Annotated in this window: 23 protein-coding genes; 11 read left to right on the forward strand and 12 right to left on the reverse strand. The window is 67.9% G+C overall.

Features of this window, described 5'->3' with window-relative positions:
• Window positions 1–62 precede the first annotated feature (62 nt).
• The 3 genes from ACFWU2_RS13320 (at window position 63) to ACFWU2_RS13330 (ending at window position 3,054) form a co-directional block, all read left to right on the forward strand.
• Entirely contained in the window at window positions 63–884 is an 822-nt protein-coding gene (locus ACFWU2_RS13320; RefSeq protein WP_378606550.1) for an exodeoxyribonuclease III, read from the forward strand.
• A 78-nt stretch (window positions 885–962) separates the two neighbouring features.
• A complete protein-coding gene (gene trpS, locus ACFWU2_RS13325) occupies window positions 963–2,003 on the forward strand; it encodes a tryptophan--tRNA ligase (protein WP_378606553.1) in 1,041 nt (346 codons plus the stop codon).
• A gap of 16 nt (window positions 2,004–2,019) precedes the next feature.
• Window positions 2,020–3,054, forward strand: coding sequence for a YhjD/YihY/BrkB family envelope integrity protein (locus ACFWU2_RS13330; protein ID WP_378606556.1), 1,035 nt, complete (start codon window positions 2,020–2,022; stop codon window positions 3,052–3,054).
• A gap of 143 nt (window positions 3,055–3,197) precedes the next feature.
• Here the strand turns inward: ACFWU2_RS13330 and ACFWU2_RS13335 are convergent, their stop codons facing one another.
• From ACFWU2_RS13335 to sdhC, 4 genes are read right to left on the reverse strand one after another with little or no spacing between them, the layout of a single operon-like run.
• Complete coding sequence (locus tag ACFWU2_RS13335; RefSeq protein WP_169619877.1) at window positions 3,198–3,977, reverse strand: succinate dehydrogenase iron-sulfur subunit; 780 nt, start codon at window positions 3,975–3,977, stop codon at window positions 3,198–3,200.
• Window positions 3,977–5,728: a succinate dehydrogenase flavoprotein subunit gene (gene sdhA, locus ACFWU2_RS13340; RefSeq protein ID WP_378606559.1), complete on the reverse strand. Its 1,752-nt coding sequence runs from the start codon at window positions 5,726–5,728 to the stop codon at window positions 3,977–3,979. The genes ACFWU2_RS13335 and sdhA overlap by 1 nt, the downstream gene beginning before the upstream one ends.
• 15 nt (window positions 5,729–5,743) lie before the next feature.
• Window positions 5,744–6,184 (reverse strand): succinate dehydrogenase hydrophobic membrane anchor subunit, encoded by a 441-nt coding sequence (locus tag ACFWU2_RS13345; protein WP_169619875.1) that lies wholly within the window; start codon window positions 6,182–6,184, stop codon window positions 5,744–5,746.
• A 1-nt stretch (window position 6,185) separates the two neighbouring features.
• The gene (sdhC, locus tag ACFWU2_RS13350) at window positions 6,186–6,593 is read right to left on the reverse strand and encodes a succinate dehydrogenase, cytochrome b556 subunit (protein WP_169619874.1); all 408 of its coding nucleotides are present in this window, start codon (window positions 6,591–6,593) and stop codon (window positions 6,186–6,188) included.
• Between the two features lie 252 nt (window positions 6,594–6,845).
• On the opposite strand from sdhC, the gene ACFWU2_RS13355 reads away from it, so the two are divergent.
• The 3 genes from ACFWU2_RS13355 to ACFWU2_RS13365 are packed head-to-tail and all read left to right on the forward strand — an operon-like array spanning window position 6,846 to window position 9,670.
• Window positions 6,846–7,265 carry a cytidine deaminase gene (locus ACFWU2_RS13355; protein ID WP_378606563.1) on the forward strand — a complete coding sequence of 140 codons (420 nt, stop codon included), beginning with the start codon at window positions 6,846–6,848 and terminating at the stop codon, window positions 7,263–7,265.
• Entirely contained in the window at window positions 7,258–8,541 is a 1,284-nt protein-coding gene (locus tag ACFWU2_RS13360; RefSeq protein WP_378606566.1) for a thymidine phosphorylase, read from the forward strand. Before ACFWU2_RS13355 ends, ACFWU2_RS13360 begins: the two co-directional genes overlap by 8 nt.
• A 46-nt stretch (window positions 8,542–8,587) precedes the next feature.
• Window positions 8,588–9,670, forward strand: coding sequence for an adenosine deaminase (locus tag ACFWU2_RS13365; protein ID WP_378607253.1), 1,083 nt, complete (start codon window positions 8,588–8,590; stop codon window positions 9,668–9,670).
• 21 nt (window positions 9,671–9,691) lie between these two features.
• Here ACFWU2_RS13365 and ACFWU2_RS13370 read toward each other — a convergent pair whose 3' ends face one another.
• The 5 genes from ACFWU2_RS13370 to ACFWU2_RS13390 all read right to left on the reverse strand — a co-directional run bounded on the left by ACFWU2_RS13370 (window position 9,692) and on the right by ACFWU2_RS13390 (window position 13,053).
• Window positions 9,692–10,918 carry a primosomal protein gene (locus tag ACFWU2_RS13370; protein WP_378606569.1) on the reverse strand — a complete coding sequence of 409 codons (1,227 nt, stop codon included), beginning with the start codon at window positions 10,916–10,918 and terminating at the stop codon, window positions 9,692–9,694.
• Between the two features lie 57 nt (window positions 10,919–10,975).
• Complete coding sequence (locus ACFWU2_RS13375) at window positions 10,976–11,275, reverse strand: YbaB/EbfC family nucleoid-associated protein (protein ID WP_378606572.1); 300 nt, start codon at window positions 11,273–11,275, stop codon at window positions 10,976–10,978.
• Between the two features lie 52 nt (window positions 11,276–11,327).
• Window positions 11,328–11,633, reverse strand: coding sequence for a hypothetical protein (locus tag ACFWU2_RS13380; protein ID WP_378606575.1), 306 nt, complete (start codon window positions 11,631–11,633; stop codon window positions 11,328–11,330).
• Between the two features lie 71 nt (window positions 11,634–11,704).
• Window positions 11,705–12,682: a C40 family peptidase gene (locus ACFWU2_RS13385; RefSeq protein ID WP_378606578.1), complete on the reverse strand. Its 978-nt coding sequence runs from the start codon at window positions 12,680–12,682 to the stop codon at window positions 11,705–11,707.
• Window positions 12,679–13,053 (reverse strand): type VII secretion target, encoded by a 375-nt coding sequence (locus tag ACFWU2_RS13390; RefSeq protein WP_378606581.1) that lies wholly within the window; start codon window positions 13,051–13,053, stop codon window positions 12,679–12,681. Before ACFWU2_RS13390 ends, ACFWU2_RS13385 begins: the two co-directional genes overlap by 4 nt.
• Before the next feature lie 144 nt (window positions 13,054–13,197).
• Here ACFWU2_RS13390 and upp point away from each other — a divergent pair, with 144 nt between their 5' ends.
• Window positions 13,198–13,821, forward strand: coding sequence for a uracil phosphoribosyltransferase (gene upp / locus ACFWU2_RS13395; protein WP_378606584.1), 624 nt, complete (start codon window positions 13,198–13,200; stop codon window positions 13,819–13,821).
• Between the two features lie 30 nt (window positions 13,822–13,851).
• Here upp and ACFWU2_RS13400 read toward each other — a convergent pair whose 3' ends face one another.
• The gene (locus ACFWU2_RS13400; protein ID WP_378606587.1) at window positions 13,852–15,330 is read right to left on the reverse strand and encodes a phospho-sugar mutase; all 1,479 of its coding nucleotides are present in this window, start codon (window positions 15,328–15,330) and stop codon (window positions 13,852–13,854) included.
• Window positions 15,327–16,139, reverse strand: coding sequence for a purine-nucleoside phosphorylase (locus ACFWU2_RS13405; protein ID WP_378606590.1), 813 nt, complete (start codon window positions 16,137–16,139; stop codon window positions 15,327–15,329). Before ACFWU2_RS13405 ends, ACFWU2_RS13400 begins: the two co-directional genes overlap by 4 nt.
• A gap of 65 nt (window positions 16,140–16,204) precedes the next feature.
• Between ACFWU2_RS13405 and ACFWU2_RS13410 the strand changes: the two genes are divergently transcribed.
• The 3 genes from ACFWU2_RS13410 to ACFWU2_RS13420 are packed head-to-tail and all read left to right on the forward strand — an operon-like array spanning window position 16,205 to window position 19,267.
• Entirely contained in the window at window positions 16,205–16,903 is a 699-nt protein-coding gene (locus ACFWU2_RS13410) for an enoyl-CoA hydratase/isomerase family protein (RefSeq protein ID WP_378606593.1), read from the forward strand.
• Window positions 16,904–16,952: 49 nt separating this feature from the next.
• The gene (locus tag ACFWU2_RS13415) at window positions 16,953–18,113 is read left to right on the forward strand and encodes a M20 family metallopeptidase (RefSeq protein WP_378606596.1); all 1,161 of its coding nucleotides are present in this window, start codon (window positions 16,953–16,955) and stop codon (window positions 18,111–18,113) included.
• The gene (locus ACFWU2_RS13420; protein WP_378606599.1) at window positions 18,110–19,267 is read left to right on the forward strand and encodes a M20 family metallopeptidase; all 1,158 of its coding nucleotides are present in this window, start codon (window positions 18,110–18,112) and stop codon (window positions 19,265–19,267) included. Before ACFWU2_RS13415 ends, ACFWU2_RS13420 begins: the two co-directional genes overlap by 4 nt.
• 18 nt (window positions 19,268–19,285) lie before the next feature.
• On the opposite strand, the gene ACFWU2_RS13425 is transcribed toward ACFWU2_RS13420, so the two are convergent.
• Window positions 19,286–19,756 carry a gamma-glutamylcyclotransferase gene (locus tag ACFWU2_RS13425; RefSeq protein WP_378606602.1) on the reverse strand — a complete coding sequence of 157 codons (471 nt, stop codon included), beginning with the start codon at window positions 19,754–19,756 and terminating at the stop codon, window positions 19,286–19,288.
• 177 nt (window positions 19,757–19,933) lie between these two features.
• On the opposite strand from ACFWU2_RS13425, the gene ACFWU2_RS13430 reads away from it, so the two are divergent.
• Window positions 19,934–21,331 carry an NAD(P)H-quinone dehydrogenase gene (locus ACFWU2_RS13430; RefSeq protein WP_378606605.1) on the forward strand — a complete coding sequence of 466 codons (1,398 nt, stop codon included), beginning with the start codon at window positions 19,934–19,936 and terminating at the stop codon, window positions 21,329–21,331.
• Window positions 21,332–21,381: the final 50 nt, after the last annotated feature.

Raw genomic sequence — 21,381 nt, forward strand, 5'->3', positions numbered from 1 at the left:
AGGGTGCGTGGGGGCGTGGCGGGACCCACGAACGAGGACGCCGTGCGTCGGACTCGTCCGACATGTCGGATACGGTGACCGCCGTGTCGCTCATCATCACCACCGTGAATGTCAACGGCGTCCGCGCTGCCGCCGGCAAAGGTCTGCTGGACTGGCTGGCAGGGACGGCAGCCGACATCGTGTGCCTGCAGGAGGTCCGCGCCACCGAGCAGCAGTTCCACGCCGCGATCGCGCCCGCGCTGGAATCCGGCTGGCACTGCGTCGGAGCCGAATCGTCGGCCAAAGGACGTGCAGGTGTAGCGATTCTTTCCCGCATCCCCGCCGACGCGGTGCGTGTGGGATTCGACGTCGAGGAGTTCTCGGCGGCGGGCCGGTACATTGAAGCGGATTTCGGTGCCGTGACCGTGGGCAGCCTCTACCTGCCCACCGGGGAGGCGCAGACGCCCAAGCAGGACGACAAGGAACGCTTCATGAAGGGCTTCGGGGCCTACCTGGCGGAGCGGTCGGCGGCGGTGTCGGCCCAGGGCAGGGACATGGTCGTGTGCGGGGACTGGAACATCGCCCCCACGGAGCGCGACATCAAGAACTGGAAGGGCAACGTCAAGAAATCGGGCTTCCTTCCGGGCGAGCGAGCCTGGGTGGCGGAGCTGCTCGATGCCGGGTGGCGGGATGTGGTCCGCGACGTGCACGGCGACGTGCCCGGGCCGTACTCGTGGTGGTCGTACCGCGGTAAAGCCTTCGACACCGACGCGGGGTGGCGGATCGACTATCACCTCGTGACTGCGGCCCTGGCCGCACGCGTGACCGATGCCCGAGTGGAACGTGCGGCGACATACGCCGACCGCTGGTCGGATCACGCACCCGTGACGGTGACCTTCTCCTGACGCTCGGCCGACGCACCGCAGAAGCGCAGGCGGACCTCGGTGGCATCACCGAAACCGATTCGTGAAATTATCGAGCACATGTCCAGCACCGCAGATTCGAACACCACGAAGCCGAAGGCACGCCCCCGGGTGCTGTCCGGCATCCAGCCCACCTCGGATTCGTTCCACCTCGGGAACTTTCTCGGTGCGCTGGCGCAGTGGGTTCCCGCGCAGGACGAGAACGACGCGTTCTACTTCATCCCGGATCTGCACGCGATCACCGTCCCCTATGAACCCAAGCTTCTCCGCAAGCGCGTTCTGGTCTCTGCCGCACAGTTGCTCGCCATCGGGATCGACCCGGAGAAGTCCGTGCTGTTCGTGCAGAGCCAGGTGCCCGAGCACGCCGAACTGTCGTGGGTTCTGAGCTGTATCACCGGGTTCGGTGAAGCCTCGAGAATGACGCAGTTCAAGGACAAGGCCGCCAAGCAGGGCACCGACCACGCGGGCGTCGGGTTGTTCACGTACCCGATCCTGATGGCCGCCGACATCCTGCTCTACCGCGCCAGCCACGTCCCCGTGGGCGAGGATCAGCGCCAGCACCTCGAACTCACCCGCGATCTCGCTCAGCGGTTCAACTCTCGTTTCGGAAAGACCTTCGTCGTACCCGAGCCGATGATCGTCAAGGAAACCGCCAAGATCTACGACCTGCAGGACCCGACCTCGAAGATGAGCAAGTCCGCCGCGACCGACGCGGGCCTGATCAACCTCCTCGACGACCCGAAGGTGTCCGCGAAGAAGATCCGCTCGGCGGTGACCGACAACGAGCGCGAAATCCGGTTCGACCGTGAGACCAAGCCGGGCGTCTCGAATCTGCTCACCATCCAATCGGCCCTGTCCGGCCGGAGCATCGACGACCTCGTCGCGGGTTACGAGGGCAAGGGCTACGGCGATCTCAAGGCCGACACCGCCGAGGTGCTCACCGAGTTCGTCACCCCCATTCGCGCGCGCGTTGACGAGTACCTCGGCGACGAGGCGGAACTGCTTCGCATCCTCGATCGCGGCGCGGATCGAGCGCGCGAGGTTGCGTCCCGCACGCTGGCTCAGGTCTATGACAAGGTGGGCTTCCTGCCCCGAAAGTAGATGAAGGAGTGCCCTGATGGCCGGCGAGCCTGACGGCGACAAGAAGCCGAGTTTTCTCGAGCGTCAGCGCGCCGCACATCCTTCGTTCGACCGACTGATGCGGGCAGCCGACCGTTATCAGAGCCAGAAAGGCGACTACTACGCCGCCGGCCTGACGTACTTCACGGTGCTCGCGATCGTCCCGATCATCATGGTCGGGTTCTCTCTTGTCGGTTTCGTGCTCGCCGGGCGTCCCGAGTTGCTCGACGACGTTCGCGACGTCATCGCTCAGAACATCCCGGGGGAACTCGGCGGCACAGTCCAGGATCTGATCGACTCGGCGATCAACGCGCGCGGCACGGTGGGCGTGATCGGTTCGCTCACCGCGGTGTACGCCGGGCTCGCCTGGATGGCGAACCTCCGGGACGCGCTGACCGCGATGTGGGACTACGCGCGGGACAAACCGAACTTCGTGATCGTCAAGCTCAAGGACGGTGCGGCGCTTCTCGGTCTGGCCCTGGCGATGGTGGTGTCGCTGGGATTGTCCGCGGTCAGCAGCGGCCCGATCATGCGCCGGGTGGTCGAGTTTCTCAATCTGCAGAACATCGTCGGTATCGGAGTGGCGCTGCGCATCGCGGCCCTGCTCTTCTCGATCGCCGCGACCGCCGCGGTGTTCACCTGGGTGATCGCGCGGCTCCCGCGCGAACCCGTTGCGTTCCGCAGCGCGATCTTCGCCGGAACCCTCGCCGGAATCGGATTCGAGATTCTCAAGCAGGCCGGTTCGCTGTACCTCGAGAGGGTGCTGGTCGGGCCGGCGGGTCTCGCGTTCGGCCCCATCCTCGGTCTGCTCGTGTTCGCCAACCTCACCGCGCGGCTGGTGCTGTTCTGCACCGCGCTCGCAGCGTCGTCACGCGCGAATCTCGCGCTGGCACACCGTCCCCCGCCCGAGTCCGCATTCATCTCGCCGCGGCTCGAGGTCCACGAGGGGCTCGATGCGCGACGCGGTGTGGCGATCTTCGGGGCCGGCGTCCTCGGTGGGGTTCTCGCGGCGGCGCGACTGCGCCGCAAGTGATCCTGTGACGCGCCTGCATCGCAGGTCAGTGCGCGGGCGCGCCGGGCGTCGCAGGTGAGTGCGCGGGCGCGTCTGTGACGCACAGACGACAGCGCGGGCCCGTCCCCGAGGGGCCGGACCCGCGCTGCGCGGTGTGTGCTTTGTCAGCGAGCGAACATCAGCGCGCGCTTGACTTCCTGGATCGCCTTCGTCACCTGGATGCCACGAGGGCAGGCGTCGGTGCAGTTGAAGGTGGTGCGGCAACGCCACACGCCTTCCTTGTCGTTGAGGATGTCCAGACGCTCGGCGGCACCTTCGTCACGCGAGTCGAAGATGAAGCGGTGAGCGTTGACGATGGCAGCGGGACCGAAGTAGCTGCCGTCGCTCCAGTACACCGGGCACGACGTGGTGCAGCAGGCGCAGAGGATGCACTTGGTGGTGTCGTCGAACCGCGCACGGTCGGCCTGCGACTGGATGCGCTCGCGGGTCGGCTCGTTGCCCGTCGTGATGAGGAACGGCTTCACGGCGCGGAACGCGTCGAAGAAGGGTTCCATGTCGACGATGAGATCCTTCTCGACCGGCAGGCCGCGGATGGGCTCGACGGTGATCGTGACCGGCTTGCCGTCCTTGGGGAGCATGTCCTTCATCAGGATCTTGCACGCCAGGCGGTTGACGCCGTTGATCCGCATCGCGTCGGAGCCGCAGACGCCGTGCGCGCAGCTACGACGGAACGTCAGGGTGCCGTCGAGGTAGCCCTTCACGTACAGCAGCAGGTTGAGCATCCGGTCCGTGGGGAGCGCAGGCACCTGGAACGAATCCCAGTGCTGGCCCTTGTCGTCCTCCGGGTTGAACCGTGCGATCTTGAGCGTGACCATCACGGCGCCCTCGGGAACGGGAGGCAGATCCGCAGCGGCGGTGTCGTTGATTCTTTCGACTGTTGTCATCAGTACTTCCGCTCCATCGGCTCGTACCGTGTCTGGACCACTGGCTTGTAGTCCAGGCGGATATCGGAGATAAGGTCCTCACCTACTTTGTACGCCATGGTGTGCTTCATGTAATTGGCGTCGTCGCGGTTCGGGTAGTCCTCGCGAGCGTGGCCGCCGCGGGACTCCTTGCGGTTGAGGGCACCGACCACGGTGACCTCGGCCATTTCCAGAAGGAAGCCGAGTTCGACCGCTTCGAGCAGGTCGCTGTTGTAGCGCTTGCCCTTGTCGTGAACGGTGATTTCCTTGTAGCGCTTCTTGAGCTCGTGGATGTCGTCGAGCGCCCGCGTGAGGGTTTCCTCGGTGCGGAACACCGACGCGTTGTTGTCCATCGTCTGCTGCAGGTCGCTGCGGATGTCGACGACGCGTTCCTTGCCGCCGGCGTGCAGGATCCGGTCGAGCCACTCGTCGACGTACTTCGTCGGGGCCTCGGGGAGCTCGGCGAACTCGTGGTTGTTCGCGTACTCGGCAGCCGCGATACCGGCGCGACGGCCGAACACGTTGATGTCGAGGAGCGAGTTGGTGCCGAGACGGTTGGCGCCGTGGACGGACACGCAGGCACATTCACCGGCGGCGTACAGGCCCTTGACGACGTCGGTGCTGTTGCGCAGAACCTCACCGTTGACGTTGGTGGGGATGCCGCCCATCACGTAGTGGCACGTCGGGTACACGGGAACCAGTTCGGTGACCGGGTCGACGCCGAGGTAGGTGCGCGCGAACTCGGTGATGTCGGGGAGCTTCTCCTCGAGAACGTCCTCACCGAGGTGGGTCACGTCGATGTAGACGTAATCCTTGTTCGGTCCGGCGCCGCGACCCTCGAGCACCTCGAGGACCATCGACCGGGCGACGATGTCACGGGGCGCGAGGTCCTTGATGGTGGGCGCGTAGCGCTCCATGAACCGCTCGCCGTCGGCGTTGCGGAGGATGCCACCCTCGCCGCGGACCGCTTCCGAGATGAGGATGCCCAGGCCCGCGAGGCCTGTCGGGTGGAACTGGTGGAATTCCATGTCCTCGAGCGGCAGGCCCTTGCGGAAGATGATGCCCATGCCGTCACCGGTGAGGGTGTGCGCGTTGGAGGTCGTCTTGTACATCCGGCCCGAGCCGCCCGTGGCGAACACGATCGACTTGGCGTGGAAGACGTGGATTTCGCCGGTGGACATCTCGTACGCGATCACACCGGTCGCGACGGGGCCGTCCGGGGTCTCCGTGAGGGCGATGTCGAGCGCGTAGAACTCGTTGAAGAACTCGACGTCGTGCTTGACGCAGTTCTGGTAGAGCGTCTGGAGGATCATGTGGCCGGTGCGGTCGGCGGCGTAGCAGGCGCGACGCACCGGAGCCTTGCCGTGATCGCGCGTGTGGCCACCGAACCGGCGCTGGTCGATCTTGCCTTCGGGGGTGCGGTTGAAGGGCAGACCCATCTTTTCCAGGTCGAGCACCGCGTCGATGGCTTCCTTCGCCATGATCTCGACAGCGTCCTGGTCGGCGAGGTAGTCGCCGCCCTTGACGGTGTCGAAGGTGTGCCATTCCCAGTTGTCTTCCTCGACGTTCGCGAGGGCTGCGCACATGCCGCCCTGGGCTGCGCCGGTGTGGCTGCGCGTCGGGTAGAGCTTGGTGAGTACCGCGGTGCGGGCGCGGGGGCCGGCTTCGATGGCCGCGCGCATGCCGGCGCCGCCGGCGCCGACGATGACTACGTCGTAACGATGTTCCTGCATGGAGTTCTAGCTCCCCTAGCTCGCGGTGATGTTGGGGTCGAAGGTGAAGATCACGTAGGTACCCAGGCCCATGATCAGGATCATCGACACGAGCAGAATCGTGTTGAGCCAGAAACGGGTGGAGTCCTTGCGTGCGTAGTCCGCGATGACGGTGCGCAGGCCGTTACCGCCGTGCAACTGCGCAAGCCAGAGCATCGACAGATCCCAGATCTGCCAGAACGGGCTGGACCAGCGACCCGCGACGAAGGCGAAGTTGATGCGGTGCACGCCGTCGTCGAGCATCAGCATGATGAACAGGTGACCGAGCACCAGAATGATCAGGGCGAGGCCGGAGAGGCGCATGAACAGCCACGCGTAGAGCTCGAAGTTGTTGTTCGAGACGCGACGCGGCGAGCGCGGATTGTCCAGGCTCGCGGGGCGGTCGTGCGAGGTGCCCAGGGTCTTTGCTTCGGTCATGTCAGTGCCCCGCAAACATGTTGTAGAAGATGCGTCCGGCCGCGGGGATCATCACCACGAACCAGATCGCGAGAATGGTCCAGAGCATCACTCGCTGGTACTTCGGGCCCTTGGACCAGAAGTCGATGAGCATGACCCGCAGACCGTTCAGCGCGTGGTAGAGCACCATCGCGACGAGACCCAGTTCCATGAGACCGACGATGGGGTTCTTGTAGGTCTCGATGACGCTGTCATAGGTCTCGGGATTTACCCGGACGAGTGCCGTGTCCAGGACGTGGACGAATAGGAAGAAGAAGGTCGCCACGCCGGTGATCCGGTGTAGAACCCAGGACCACATGCCGGGGTCCCCCCGGTAAAGCGACCGTGTGCGCCCCGCCTGTGCGGGGGCGGCTTCAGTCGTGCTGCTCATCGAGTGCTGTGCCTCCAACGTCAATGGTGGACGCGTCGAGCCGTTCATTACTGTCGGGGAATACCGCAGCACGGGCTCGACGAACCGGAACCGACTTGGCTCGACTCTAAACCCAACGCAAACGTGGGAACTAATCTCATCGACGATTCGTACAGCCCCCAAATCACAAGTTAGGTTTGCCTTTCCAACTGTGATGTCGACCCGAGGGGGCACCGCTGCGTTGCCTGCGCCACCGTGACAGGATGATCAACCATGCCGGACGTTGACTGGAAAATGTTGCGCGCCAAAGCACATGACGTTATGACCCGTGCCTACGCGCCCTATTCGAACTTTCCCGTCGGGGCGGCGGCCGTCACGGTCGATGGCCGCATCGTGACCGGGTGCAATGTGGAAAATGTCTCACATGGACTGGGCCTTTGTGCTGAAACTGTACTCGTCGGTAACTTGTTTTCCGACGGGGGTGGACGTCTCCGGGCTGTGACCGTGTGCGACGCCCGGGGCGCGATCCTGATGCCCTGCGGCCGCTGCCGGCAGCTCCTGTTCGAGCACGGAGGCCCCGATCTCGTCGTCGACTGCGCTCCGGCTCCCCGGACCATGTCCGAACTGCTTCCCGACGCCTTCGGTCCCGATCAACTCGCCGCCGTGCGGGACAGGAGTGACCGAGATGCCTGACATCATCGGCATCATCCATCGCAAACGTGACGGCGACGAACTCTCCGGCGCCGAAATCGACTGGGTGATCGAAGCGTTCACCCACGGCATCGTCGAGGACGCGCAGATGTCCGCGCTGGCGATGGCGATCTGGTTCCGGGGGATGACCCGCGCGGAGATCGCCCGGTGGACCGCCGCGATGACCGACTCCGGACGTCGGCTCGACTTCACCGGACTCGGTCTGCGCACCGTCGACAAGCACTCGACCGGCGGGGTCGGGGACAAGATCACGTTGCCCCTCGCGCCGCTCGTCGCCGCGTGCGGCGCCGCGGTCCCGCAACTGTCGGGCCGGGGCCTCGGACACACGGGCGGCACCCTCGACAAACTCGAGTCGATTCCCGGGTGGCGAGCCGACCTGAACACCGTGGAGATGGCCGAGATACTGACCGATCCCGCCGTCGGGGCGGTCGTGTGTGCCGCCGGCGCCGATCTCGCCCCCGCCGATCGCAAGCTCTACGCGCTGCGCGACGTCACCGGGACGGTCGAATCGATCCCGCTCATCGCCAGTTCGATCATGAGCAAGAAGATTGCGGAAGGCGCCGGCGCCCTCGTGCTCGACGTCAAGGTCGGCACCGGTGCCTTCATGACCGAACTCGGCGAGGCACGCGAACTCGCACGCATCATGGTCGAGCTCGGTACCGACGCCGATCTCCCGACCACCGCGTTGATCACCCGTATGGACACTCCGCTCGGGCGTACCGCGGGCAACGCCCTCGAAGTGCGCGAGGCGGTCGAGGTGCTCGCCGGGGGAGGACCCGGCGACGTCGTGGAACTCACCCTCGCCCTGGCTCGGGAGATGCTCGCTGCCGCGGGAATCGACGATGTGGATCCGGCCGAGCGGCTGCGCGACGGCAGCGCCATGGACCGGTGGCGGTCGATGATCGCGGCGCAAGGCGGCGACCCGGACGCACCCTTGCCGACCGCGACGCACACCGAGACGGTGTATGCCGACGCCGACGGTGTGCTGGCCGAACTCGACGCTCTCGCCGTCGGGAAGGCGGCGTGGCGGCTCGGAGCCGGACGTGAACACCAGGGCCAGGCCGTTCAGCCGGGCGCGGGAGTCGAGTTGCACGCCGTCGTCGGCGACGCCGTCCGCAAGGGACAACCCGTCGCGACACTCCACACCGACACGCCCGGGCGGTTTCCCGCCGCGCTGGGTGCGTTGCGTGGCGGGCTCAGCATCTCCGACACGGCGCCGCCGCCGCGCCCGCTCATCGTCGAGCGGATCACGCCCTAGCGGACTACCGTCCCGAAACATGAGTGACGAGTCGGTGGTTCCCGGAATGTTCGACGGCAGGGCCGAGTCGGTGAAGCTCGCGCCGAAAGTGCTCCTGCACGATCACCTGGACGGCGGGCTGCGTCCGGGGACGGTTCTCGAACTCGCCGATGCGTGCGGCTGGGCGCTTCCCGCGGATACCGAGGAAGACCTGGCCCGCTGGTTCCGGGAGTCGGCCGACAGCGGCAGCCTCGTCCGGTACCTCGAGACGTTCGAACACACCGTCGCGGTGATGCAGACGCCGGAAGGTCTCGAGCGGGTGGCACGAGAATGCGTGATGGACCTGGCGGACGACGGGGTCGTGTACGCCGAGGTCAGGTTCGCACCCGAACAACACCTCGAGCGCGGACTGACGCTCGACGAGGTGGTCGAGCACGTCCTCGAAGGCTTCCGCGCCGGCGAGTCGGAGGCGCGTGCGGCCGGGCGCCCCATCCGCATCGGATGTCTGCTCACCGCGATGCGCCATGCCGCGAGATCCCGGGAGATCGCCGAACTCGCGGTCCGGTTCCGCGACCGGGGCGTCGTGGGTTTCGACATCGCCGGCGCGGAGGCCGGGAATCCACCCAGCCGCCACCTCGATGCTTTCGAGTACACGCGAGCAGCCAACGCGCACTTCACTATTCATGCGGGGGAGGCATTCGGTCTGCCGTCCATCCACGAGGCCGTCGCCTTCTGCGGTGCCGACCGCCTCGGTCACGGCGTCCGCATCCTCGACGACATCGTGGTGTGCGAGGACGGTGAGACACACCTCGGTCTTCTCGCGAGCTATGTCCGGGACAAGCGCATCCCGCTGGAGCTGTGCCCGAGTTCCAATGTGCAGACCGGAGCGGTGCGGACGCTGGCGGAACACCCGTTCGACCTGCTCGCCCGGTTGAGGTTCCGGGTCACCGTCAATACCGACAACCGGCTGATGAGCGACACCACCATGACCAAGGAAATGGTGCAGCTCGCCGACACGTTCGGGTACGGCTGGGTCGACCTCGAACGTTTCACGATCAACGCGATGAAGTCGGCGTTCCTGCCGTTCGATCAGCGCCTCGCCCTGATCGACGACGTCATCAAACCGGGTTACGCCGTCCTGATCGGCTGAGCGGGCGCCGGTGCGAACGCGTCAGTTCTTGGTCAGCCGTGCTTCGAACTCGCGCTCGAGTTCGCGCCACGCGAGAGCTTCGGCGTCGAACGGTGCGCTCGGAGCGAGGCGGCCCGGGTCGGGTTCGAGAACGTAGTTGACGAACCATCCCAGCTCCGTGGATGCCGCGAGGGCCTCTTCGGTGCTGTTGTCGTTCGCGTAACCGGCGGCGTCGGTGAACAACTCGACGGCAAGCTCCAGTTGTTCCGGGTCGACGGCGGCGATGCCCTCGGCGATGTCGTCGGCGATGCCCGTGAGCACGTAGACGTTGTCGTCGATGACGGCGACCTCGAGCGACCCGTCCACCGCAGCGATCCGGATCTCCTCGTACGTTTCGAGCTGGGACATGTCGTGGTCGTGGTTGTCGGCGAGATACCGCGCGAGAACACGCTCGGACGGGAAGACGAAGATCCGTCCCTCCTGCCCGAGGAACACCGCGTCGTCGTCCAGGTAGCAACGCAGGGTGAACCACGTACCGTCCGACGTGATGATCTTGATGGGGTCGATGCCGACCGAGGCCCAGAAGTCGTCTTCGTCGTCGTCGAGGAACTCGTACTCGTCGTTGTCGACCTCGTCCTGGACCGTGTCGTCGGCTTCCAGTTCGTTCTCGTCGGAGGCCACCAGTTCCGACTCGATCTCGGCCACGACCGCCTCGTCCACCGCGGGCGTGGTCACCACGGCGTCGAGCGCGTCGATCACCGCGTCCCAGTCTTCGGCGATCGCGGTGCCGATGCTGTTCCACAGCTCGTGTCCCTCGCGGCCCGCGACGGCGGACGCGCCGTGGCGGAGCAGCGTATCGACTTCGGTCCGCTCGAAGAACTTGGTGACGACATCGAGTTCGCACACGTCGCCGAGGATGCTGACGATGTCGAACGTGTCCTGCAGTTCGGAGATCGACTCGGCGTCGGGATCGGCGGCCGCGAGTTCCGGTACGCCGATCAGGTCGTACGAGTGGGCGTCGTCGGGTTCGAACTCGACAGCGGCGAGCTTGGCGACCACGGGCCACGCGGGATGCTCCACGAGGTCGTTGTCGCCACCGGAGCGGACGAACGCCACCAGCGCGGCGACGCTCGGGAATCCGTACAGGTCGTCGCCCTGACCGAGAAACGCCTCCCATTCGTCGTCGCCCTCACGCCAGCGCGGTGCCCACAGGGTCACGAGGTCGCCGTCGGTGAGACCGAGTTCTATCGGGACGATGTCTCCAGCCATGGCGGGAAGCCTAGCCATGTCGCCGCCGAGAATATAGCCGGGGTGGCAAGCAGCACGTCATCGAAGCGCACCCCGCAGGTCGTCGACGAGTGCGACCCGCTGCGCCGCGGCTGCCTCGGCCGCCGCATGGACCGTCGTGAGGATCGATGCCGCGAGCTCGCGCGCGTCCATGCGGCATGCCGCTTCCTCCAGCCGAAGATCCGCGAGGGCGCCCGTCCCGTCGACGCGTGCGGTGATCCGGCCGTCCGGACTCTGCGCGGTCGCCCGGATGCCGTGCAGCCCCTCGAGGGTGCTCTCGAGGGCATCGAGTTTCGTGCGGACGCGATCGACGATCACCGTCACCTGCTGTTCGCTCATCGGGTATCCCCCTCGGTGCTCGTCGGATTCGGGTGTGCGGCTTCCGGCTGAGTCATGACCGGTGCGCGGCCGGCACGTCGCCGTACGAAAAATGCCTCATCCGGTCGAGCACTTCTCGCGGGACGCCCTGTTCGTGCAGTTCTCGGTGACGGAGCGCCGCGGCTTCCCGCGCGGCGACGCGATTCAAGGCGAGGATCTCGCCGGCGAGCGCACCCGCGCCGTAGCGAAGCTCGCGCGGGTCGATGCGCAGCTCGACCGGGAGACCGTCGTCGGTGGTCCGCACCGAGATCGTGCCCGCGCGATTGTGGGCGATCGCGGTGATCGGGGCGGTCGGCGGAACGGGAGTCGTGAGATCCATATCCGGTTGGACGCAGCGACCGTCCGGGTGGTTCCCGACCCGGACGATTCCGGTCGGCCGGCGTACACCGCTCACGCAGTCGTCGGCCGGTAGAAGCCCTGGAACGCCATGCCGCCGTTGCCGGTGCGGATCGGGGTGACCGCGACGGGATCGCCTGCTTCCACCATCATTCCGTTGCCGACCACCATGGCGACGTGCCCGTCCCAGACCGCCAGGTCGCCCGGCAGGACCGACCCCGGATCGACTCGTTGCCCGACGTCCTGCTCCTGCGCCAAGCGTGGGATCTCCACGCCCGCTTCGGCGTAGGCGTACTGCGTCAAACCGCTGCAGTCGAGTCCGCTGCCGGGCGACGTGCCGCCCCACAGGTACGGCGTGCCCTGCTGCTCGAGCGCTCGGCGGACGGCCGTCGCCGCGGCGGCATTGGGGGCGGTGCTGACGCTGCCGTCGGGCAGGACCACCTCGGTTCCGGTGCCCTCGGAGCGGCTCCCCACCATCACGTGCGCGGCGGGGTCGGCGGCGGCAGCCGCGTCCATCGGGGCGTGATCGGGCAGCAATGCGGTCAGCCGGTCGGTGAGATCCGCGAGGGCCGACACGACCCGGGTGAGCACCCGCAGACCTTCGGCGATGTGCTCGGCCGCGACGGTGAGCAGCATCAGCTGACCGTGCGGCAGACCCGCCACGGGTCCTGCCTGATTCGCGAACGCGAGGAACGAGTCGACGAGGCGTTGGAGTTCGGCGGTGCCCGTTGCGACGGTGACGGTCGCCTCCAGTGCGACGGCCGCGATGCCGAGTCCGCGGTCGGCGGCCACCAGGACATCGGACACCACGCGTTCGGCGCCGGCGACGGCGTTCTCCGCAGCGGGCCCTGACCACGCCCACGCAAGCTCGGCGACGGCGTCCCGCCCGGCCGCATGAACCTCCTCTGCGAGTTGTGCCCCCACCCGTAGGAGTGCGCCCGGATCCGTTGCCGGGGGAGATGCGGAACCGAAGGCGTCGAGCAACTCCTTCAGTGGCGCGGTCAGCAGGTCGCCGCCGACGGCCGCGATCACGAGTCGCCCTGCACGGCCAGCAGACGACGCGCCACCGCGTCGACCGAACGCTCGTATGCCGCTGCCGACGCCGTTGCTGCCGCACTCATACCGGCGAGGGCGTCGCCGAGGCGATCGAGGTCGCGTCCGTGGGCGTCGTGCGTCGCAACGAGCGCCGCGAAGAACGTCGCACCCACGGGGCCGAGCATCGGACCGAACGGGGCGGGGTCACCGTCCCGGGTGTGTGCTGCCGCACTGTGCAGACGTTCGGCCAGTGCGGCAGCCTGGTGCCCGAACGCCGCGATCGTCGCGGTGTCGGCGCGGACCGACGCCCCGGTTCCATCGTGCGCTCCGCCGCCGAATTGCCGGTCCCTGTCGAGTTCTTCCGACACTCGTCCCCCCGTGGTCGATTGCGGTGTCCACCGTCACTTCGAGCGTGGCGCAAGGTGGACATTCCTCATCGGGGTTCGACGCATAGCGGACCGGTCCGGTTCCCTCGTACCTGCACGTGTCGTGAGCGCTCTATCCTTTTCTGCATGGACATGCTCGTTGTCGACCATCCGCTCGCTGCTTCTCTCCTCACCATTCTTCGCGACGAACGCAGCGACAACGCTGCATTCCGAGACGCGTTGAGCCGGCTCACCCAGATGCTCGTCTACGAGGCGGTGCGCGATGCGCCGGTCGAGAAGTTCGAGGTCAAGTCGCCGGTGGCGGTCACCGAGGGCGTGCGGTTGCAAAAGCCGCCGTTGCTCGTCCCCGTCCTGCGAGCCGGACTCGGCATGGTCGACCAGGCGCACGCCCTGATCCCTCAGGCTCGGGTGGGATTCGTGGGTCTTGCCCGCGACGAGAAAACCTTCGAGCCGGTGCCGTATCTCGAGTCGCTGCCCGAGAACCTGTCCGGGTTGCCCGTGTTCGTGCTCGATCCGATGCTTGCGACGGGGGGTTCGATGGTGCACACCCTCGACCTGCTCGTGGCGCGCGGCGCCACCGACATCACCGCGGTGTGTGTCGTCGCGGCACCGCAGGGTGTCGATGCGCTCGCAGCGTCCGGTCATCCGGTACGCCTGGTGACCGCCTCGGTGGACGAGGGCCTCAACGACGACAAGTACATCGTGCCGGGTCTCGGCGATGCCGGAGATCGCCAGTACGGTCCCCGGTAGTCCGGGGGAGTCGTAGCCCGGTCCGATCGATCAGAGCACCGGGTCGCCGAGTGCGGAGGCCCACCCGCGGAGTTCTCCGAGGGTCGTCTCCGCGGTGGAGCGGTCGCTGTCGGTGACGACCTCGAGGTAGAACTTCAGCTTCGGTTCGGTACCGGACGGCCGCACCACCACCCGGACGGTCGGGCCCTCGAACACGACGGCGTCGGTGTTGAGCGGTCCGTCGGCCGCCGCCAGGTCGGTGGCCGTCACCGCCTCGCCTGCGAGCGTGCGCGGTGGCGACGACCTCAGATGCCCCATGATCTCGTCGATGCGGCTCAGATCGTCGACGCGCAGCGAGACCTGATCGCCCACGTGGATCCCGAACTCGCGGTACAGGTCGTCGAGGGCATCGAGAAGCGTGCGGTCCGAGGCTTTCAGAGCCGCGACGTAGTCCGCGACCACGACGGCGGTGGCGATGCCGTCCTTGTCGCGCACCGCGTCGGGGTCGACGCAGTGACCGATGGCCTCCTCGTACGCGTAGACCAATCCGTCTCCGGCGCGGGCGAGCCACTTGAAGCCGGTCAGGGTCCGGGCGAACCGGGCGCCGCGCGCCGCGGCGAGCTTGCCCAGCAGAGTCGAGGACACGATGGTCGTGGCGACGAGCGAGTCGGGCGGCGCCGATTCCAGGATGCGCTCGCCGAGCAGCACCCCGGTCTCGTCGCCGCGCAGCATCCGCCACCCGTTCGCCGTGGGTACCCCGACCGCACAGCGGTCGGCATCGGGATCGAGGGCGAGTGCCACGTCGGCACCGACGGCGGAGGCGAGTGCCAGCAGCGCGTCGGACGCGCCGGGCTCCTCGGGGTTGGGGAAGGCGACCGTGGGAAAGGCGGGGTCGGGGGCGAACTGGGACGCGACGACGTGCACGTCGTCGAACCCCGCGGCGCGCAGCGCAGCGACGGCGGTCTCCCCGCCGACACCGTGCAGCGGGGTCAGGGCGATCCGCACATCGCGCCGGGGTGAGCGCGGCAACGTCGCCACTCGTGCGAGATACCGCTCGAGAAGTTCTTCACCCGAGGTGACGACCGTGGTGCGCGGAATCTGTGCCGCGTCCGGTGCCGCATCGATCGCGGCTTCGATCTCGCGGTCGGCGGGTGCGACCAACTGTGCGCCGCCCGCGAGATACACCTTGTACCCGTTGTCACCGGCGGGGTTGTGCGACGCCGTGATCTGAACTCCTGCAACGGCTCCGAGGTCACGTACCGCGAACGCGGTGACGGGGGTGGGAAGCGGGCGGGGCAGTGCCACCACGTCGAACCCGGCCGCCGCGAGAACTTCCGCCGCCGCGGCGAAGAAGTCCGCCGAACCGGTCCGGGCGTCGCGCCCGACGACGACGGTGCCGCCGCCGTGGCCACGGTCGGTGAGCCACCGTGCGAGCCCCGCTGTGGCACGGACGACCACGGGCACGTTCATCCGGTCGGGCCCGTCACCCACCGGTCCGCGGAGCCCGGCGGTGCCGAAACGCAACGTCACAGCCGCGCTGCCAGGTCGCGGAGCAGATCGCCCATCCGGGTGGCTGCGTCGCGGCCCGCCGCGAGTACCTCCGCGTGGTCGAGGTGCGCGCCGGTGATGCCGGCGGCAGCGTTGGTGACGAGGGAGATGCCGAGCACCCGCGCACCGGCGGCGCGCGCGGCGATCGTCTCGTGCACGGTGGACATGCCCACGAGATCTGCGCCGAGGGTGCGCAGCATCCGGATCTCCGCGGGCGTCTCGTAGTGGGGGCCGGGCAGTCCCGCGTAGACGCCCTCGGCGAGGCTGGGGTCGATTTCGCGGGCGAGTGCGCGTAGATCTGCGGAATACGCGTCGACGAGGTCCACGAACTGGGCACCTCGCAACGGCGACCGGCCGGTGAGGTTGAGGTGGTCGGAGATCAGAACCGGCTGACCTACCGCGAAATCGGGATCGATACCGCCGGCGGCGTTGGTGAGGATCACGGTGTGCGCGCCCGCGGCGACCGCCGTGCGGACGGGATGGACGACACGGGTGAGGTCGTGACCTTCGTAGGCGTGGGTGCGGCCCGCCAGAACGAGAACCGCGTTGTCGCCTGCCCGCATCGAGTGCACGGTGCCGGGGTGCCCGGCGGCGGTGGGGGGTGCAAAGCCGGGCAGTTCGCTCATCGGCACGGTGGCGACGGGCGTGCCGAACCGCTCGACGGCCGCGCGCCACCCCGAACCCAGGACGACGGCGACGCCGTGCGCGGGCACCGCCGAACGCTCGGCGATAACGGCGGCGGCAGCGATCGCTTCGGCTGCGGGATCGAGAATGACGTCCGGGTGTCCCATGACACGGACCCTAACGCCCCGCCCGTGGTTACTCGCGAGTAACCACGGGCGTTATCCTGGCTCGCATGCCCTATCTCGAACGCGACGGAGACGTCTTCGTACTGCACCTCGGCGACCGCGACGCGGAAGCGACGGACAACCGTTTCCACCCGGACCGGCTCGCGGCGATCGGCGCGCTGCTCGACGAGGTCGAAGCGCACGACGGCCCCGCAGCCCTCGTCACCGCAGCGACGGGCAAATTCTGGAGCAACGGACTCGACACCGACTGGGTGTTCGCGAACCTGGCGGAACTGCCCGGATACCTCGATACGGTGCACGACCTCTACGTGCGGATACTGACCTTCCCCGCTGCCACGGTCGCTGCCGTGCAGGGCCATGCGTTCGGCGCCGGAGCCATGCTTGCGCTGGCCCATGATTTCCGTGTCATGCGAGCGGACCGGGGATTCTGGTGCCTGCCCGAGGTGCAGCTGAACATGCCGTTCACGGTGGGGATGTCGGCGCTGGTCCGGTCCCGGCTGCCGATCCAGACCGCGGTGGAGGCCATCACGACCGGTCGCCGTTTCGGGGGCACCGACGCCGTGGCGTCCGGCATCGTCGAGCAGACCGTCGACGGTGACGCGGTACTCGCCGCGGCCGTCGAACGCGCCGCCGCGCTCACCGGCACCCGGGGCAAGAACCTCACGACCATCAAGCGTGGTCTGCATGCCCCTCTGATCGCTGCTCTCGAGATACGGACGGACGCGTCGAACTTCGTGTTCGGCTGACGCTGCTGCCCGATCCGTCGGGTCGGTCCGGCATGACAGACTGGACAGCGTGACGACAATTGCCGACAGCGCGATCGAGGCTGCTTCAGACACCTTGATCGCGCTGTCGCATTCGATTCACGCCGAGCCGGAACTCGCCTTCGAGGAACACCGCAGCGCCGCGAAGATCGTCGACGTGCTGCGCGGCTGCGGTTTCGAGGTGCGCACCGGTATCGCCGACCTGCCGACCGCCTTCGATGCCCGGTTCGGCAGCGGTGACCTGGTGCTTGCGTTCTGCGCCGAGTACGACGCGCTGCCCGGCATCGGACACGCGTGCGGGCACAACATCATTGCTGCGGCCGCGGTGGGCGCGGGCCTCGGTCTGGCCGCGCTCGCGGACGAACTCGGCGTCACCGTCCGCGTGATCGGTACGCCCGCCGAGGAAACCGGTGGCGGCAAGGTCCTCATGCTCGAACGCGGAGTATTCGACGACGTCGGCGCGGCGATGATGGTGCACCCCGGGCCGATCGACATCACCGGTGCGACCTCGCTCGCTCTCTCGGACATCGCCGTCGATTACCTGGGCCGCGAGGCCCACGCCTCCGCGGCCCCGGAACACGGGCGGAACGCGGCGGACGCCGCCACCGTCGCGCAGGTCGCGGTCGGCCTGCTGCGCCAGCACCTGCACCCGGGCCAGCAGATCCACGGCATCGTCGGCTACGGCGGCGCCGCCCCCAACATCGTGCCCGGCCACACCGAGCTCCTCTACTACCTGCGCGCGACCTCGGCCGAACTGCTCGACGACCTCGGCCGGCGTGCGGAGGGCTGTTTCGCAGCCGGCGCGCTCGCGACGGGCTGCACACACCGGATCCGGACGGTGTCGCCGCCCTACACGGAGCTCACACCCGACCCGTGGCTGGTGCAGGCATATCGTGAGGAGATCATCGGGCTCGGCCGCACGCCGTTGCCCGCCGAAGAGGAAGGATCGCGCCCGCTGGGCAGCACCGACATGGGAAACGTGACGAACGTGGTGCCAGGAATCCATCCGGTCATCGGATTGGACTCCGGTGGTGCCGTGACGCATCAGGAAGCGTTCGCCGCGGCATGCGTCACCGATTCGGCCGACCGCGCAGTTCTCGACGGCGCGCGCGCTCTCGCAGCGACCGCTGCGCGTGCTGCCGCCGATCCCGTTCAGCGCGCCCGGTTGCTCGAGGGAGTCGAGCGCCGATGAATCCGTATGTGGAGAAGTGGCTCGGCGCGCACACCGAAGATCTCAGTGCCTGGCGCCGGCATCTGCATGCCAATCCGGAACTCGCACGGCAGGAGTACGCCACCACGGAGTTCGTCGCGCGGCATCTAGCTGCTGCGGGACTCGTTCCGAAGGTGCTGCCGCGCGGAACAGGCCTTATCTGCGACCTGGGCCCCACCGGCGGTCCGCGTATCGCGCTGCGTGCCGACATGGACGCGCTGCCGCTCCAGGAGACGACCGGTCTGCCGTTTTCGTCGACTGTGCCGGGTGTCTCTCACGCCTGCGGCCACGACGCACACACCACGGTGCTGCTCGGTGCGGGTCTCGCGCTCGCGTCGATGCCCGAGTTGCCGGTCGGTGTGCGGCTGGTGTTCCAGCCCGCCGAGGAAGTGATGCCGGGCGGCGCGCTCGACGTGGTCGCCGCCGGTGGACTGGACGGGGTGTCGCGGATCTTCGCGCTGCACTGCGACCCGCGGCTCGAGGCCGGCAAGGTCGGGATGCGGACCGGCGCGATCACGTCCGCCGCCGACACTGTCGAACTCGTCCTGGACTCTCCGGGCGGTCACACCTCGCGCCCACACCTCACCAGCGACCTCGTGTACGGCCTGGGCGCGGTGATCACCGGCTTGCCGGGACTGCTGAGCCGGCGCATCGACCCCCGCACCGGAACCGTCATGGTGTGGGGCGCTGTCAGTGCAGGCAAGGCGCCCAACGCTATTCCGCGCACCGGCATGCTCGCCGGCACGGTACGCACCGGTGACCACGCGACCTGGCAACTCCTCGAGCCGATGGTGCGCGAAATCGTGCACGGACTCCTTGCACCGACGGGTGTGCGGTATCAACTGAACTATCTGCGTGGCGTGCCACCTGTCGTCAACGACGAGGAGTCGGCCCGCATGTTCGAGGATGCGATCCGTCCGGTCGGACCGGACGCGTTGTCCGACACTCCGCAATCCGGTGGCGGAGAAGACTTCTCGTGGTATCTCGAGCATGTGCCGGGCGCGATGGGCCGCCTCGGCGTGTGGTCGGGCAGCGGACCGCAGCTCGACATCCACCAACCGGGCTTCGATCTCGACGAGAGAGCCCTTGCCGTCGGTGTCCGCGTGATGACGAATCTGGCACTGGGCGTCGGGTAGTTCGCCCGGGAGCCGGGTCTAGAAGCTGTCGGGACGCCCCGGGCCCACGTTGCGGCTGTTACGAGTGCGCAGATCCCGCACGTACTCGGCGGGCGCTCCGGCGATCTCGGCGGCGTCGGCCATCACACCCAGGTAGCGCGCGGACGGGAGACCGCCCTCGTAGCCGTCGACCACATACAGCCACGCCAGAACGGGTCCGTCGGCGGTGTCGACGCGCACGCGAATCTTGCGATGGAACCCGAGTTCGGCGCCTTCCCAGCTGTCGAGGCTGCGCTCGTCGTCCTCGGTGACGTCGTAGAGGACGATGAAGACCTTCGCCGCAGGATCCTCGACCACCGTGGCGAGGGCGCCTTCCCAGCCGATATCGGCGCCCGCGAATGTCAGCCGCCACCCGTGCAGCCAGCCCGTCCCGGCCATCGGCGAATGCGGACAGCGCTTGCGCATCTGCTCGGGATGCATGTTGGACCCGTAGGCGGCGTAGATCGGCACGGCATAAGGCTAACGGGTCGCCGCCCGCCGCAAGATCAGGGGCGCTCGCCGCTGTGTTGCCAGGTCCGTATGCGAGTGGGCATGCCCGTGGCATAGCGTTGACAGGGACGCCCGCACACCCCCGCGTGCGTTGCGCTCGTCCCCCGGCACCCTTCGGAATCGATACAGAGGAGAACCATGACCCGGATTGTCATCATCGGCGGCGGCCCCGCGGGATACGAGGCTGCGCTGGTCGCATCACAATACGGCGCATCGGTGTCACTGATCGATTCGGACGGAATCGGCGGCGCGTGTGTCCTGTTCGACTGTGTCCCGTCCAAGACGTTCATCGCGTCCACCGGGGTACGTACGGACATGCGGCGTGCCGGGGACCTGGGCATCGAGCTCGAGGGCGCGACCGTCGCCCTGCCGCAGGTGCACTCCCGCGTCAAGAGTCTCGCCCGCGCGCAGTCGTCCGACATCCGCACCAAGCTCGAGGCGGCCGGGGTGAAGCTGTACTCCGGGCGCGGTGAACTCATCGACAGCCGGCCGGGTATGGCCGCGCACAAGGTCCGCGCCAACCTCCACACCGGCGAGGAGAAGGTGTTCGACGCCGACGTGGTCCTGATCGCCACCGGCGCGAGTCCCCGGATCCTGCCGGGAGCCGAGCCGGACGGCGAACGCATCCTCACGTGGCGCCAGCTGTACGACCTCGACACGCTGCCCGAAGAACTTGTTGTCGTGGGTTCCGGTGTCACCGGCGCCGAGTTCGTGTCCGCGTACACCGAGGTCGGGGTGCACGTCACCCTCGTCTCGAGCCGCGACCGCGTGTTGCCGCACGAGGACGAGGACGCAGCGCTCGTGCTCGAAGACGTCCTGGCCGAGCGGGGCGTGACCCTCGTCAAGCACGCCCGTGCCGACGCCGTCGAGCGCACCGAGAACGGTGTCCGGGTGCTGCTCGCCGACGGCAGGATCGTCGAGGGCAGCCACGCGCTCATGACCGTCGGTTCTGTCCCGAACACGCAAGGGCTCGGACTCGACAAGGTCGGGCTCGAACTCGACCGCGGCGGCTTCCTCCCCGTCGACCGGGTCTCGCGCACCGCGGTTCCCGGGATCTACGCCGCAGGTGACTGCTCGGGCCTGCTGCCGCTGGCATCGGTCGCCGCGATGCAGGGCCGCATCGCGATGTACCACGCGCTCGGCGAGGGCGTGAGCCCGATCAAGCTCAAGACTGTTGCGGCGGCAGTGTTCACACGTCCCGAGATCGCGGCGGTCGGCGTGAGCCAGGCCACCATCGATGCCGGTGAGGTTCCCGCGCGTACGGTCATGCTGCCGCTCAACACCAACCCACGCGCCAAGATGTCGGGGGTGCGACGCGGTTTCGTGAAGATCTTCTGCCGGCCCGCGACGGGCGTCGTGATCGGTGGCGTGGTCGTCGCACCCACCGCATCCGAGCTGATCCTGCCGATCGCGCTCGCGGTGCAGAACAACCTCAGCGTGTCGGATCTCGCGCAGACGTTCTCGGTGTACCCGTCGTTGAGCGGTTCGGTGACGGAAGCGGCCCGCCAGTTGATGCGTCACGACGACCTGGACTGACCCCGCAGGGCGCTGTGAGACCGCGTCGCGCGCCGGGGCTTGACTCTCCC

The organism is Rhodococcus sp. NPDC058639 (genome assembly GCF_042717545.1).
GTDB lineage: Bacteria > Actinomycetota > Actinomycetes > Mycobacteriales > Mycobacteriaceae > Rhodococcus.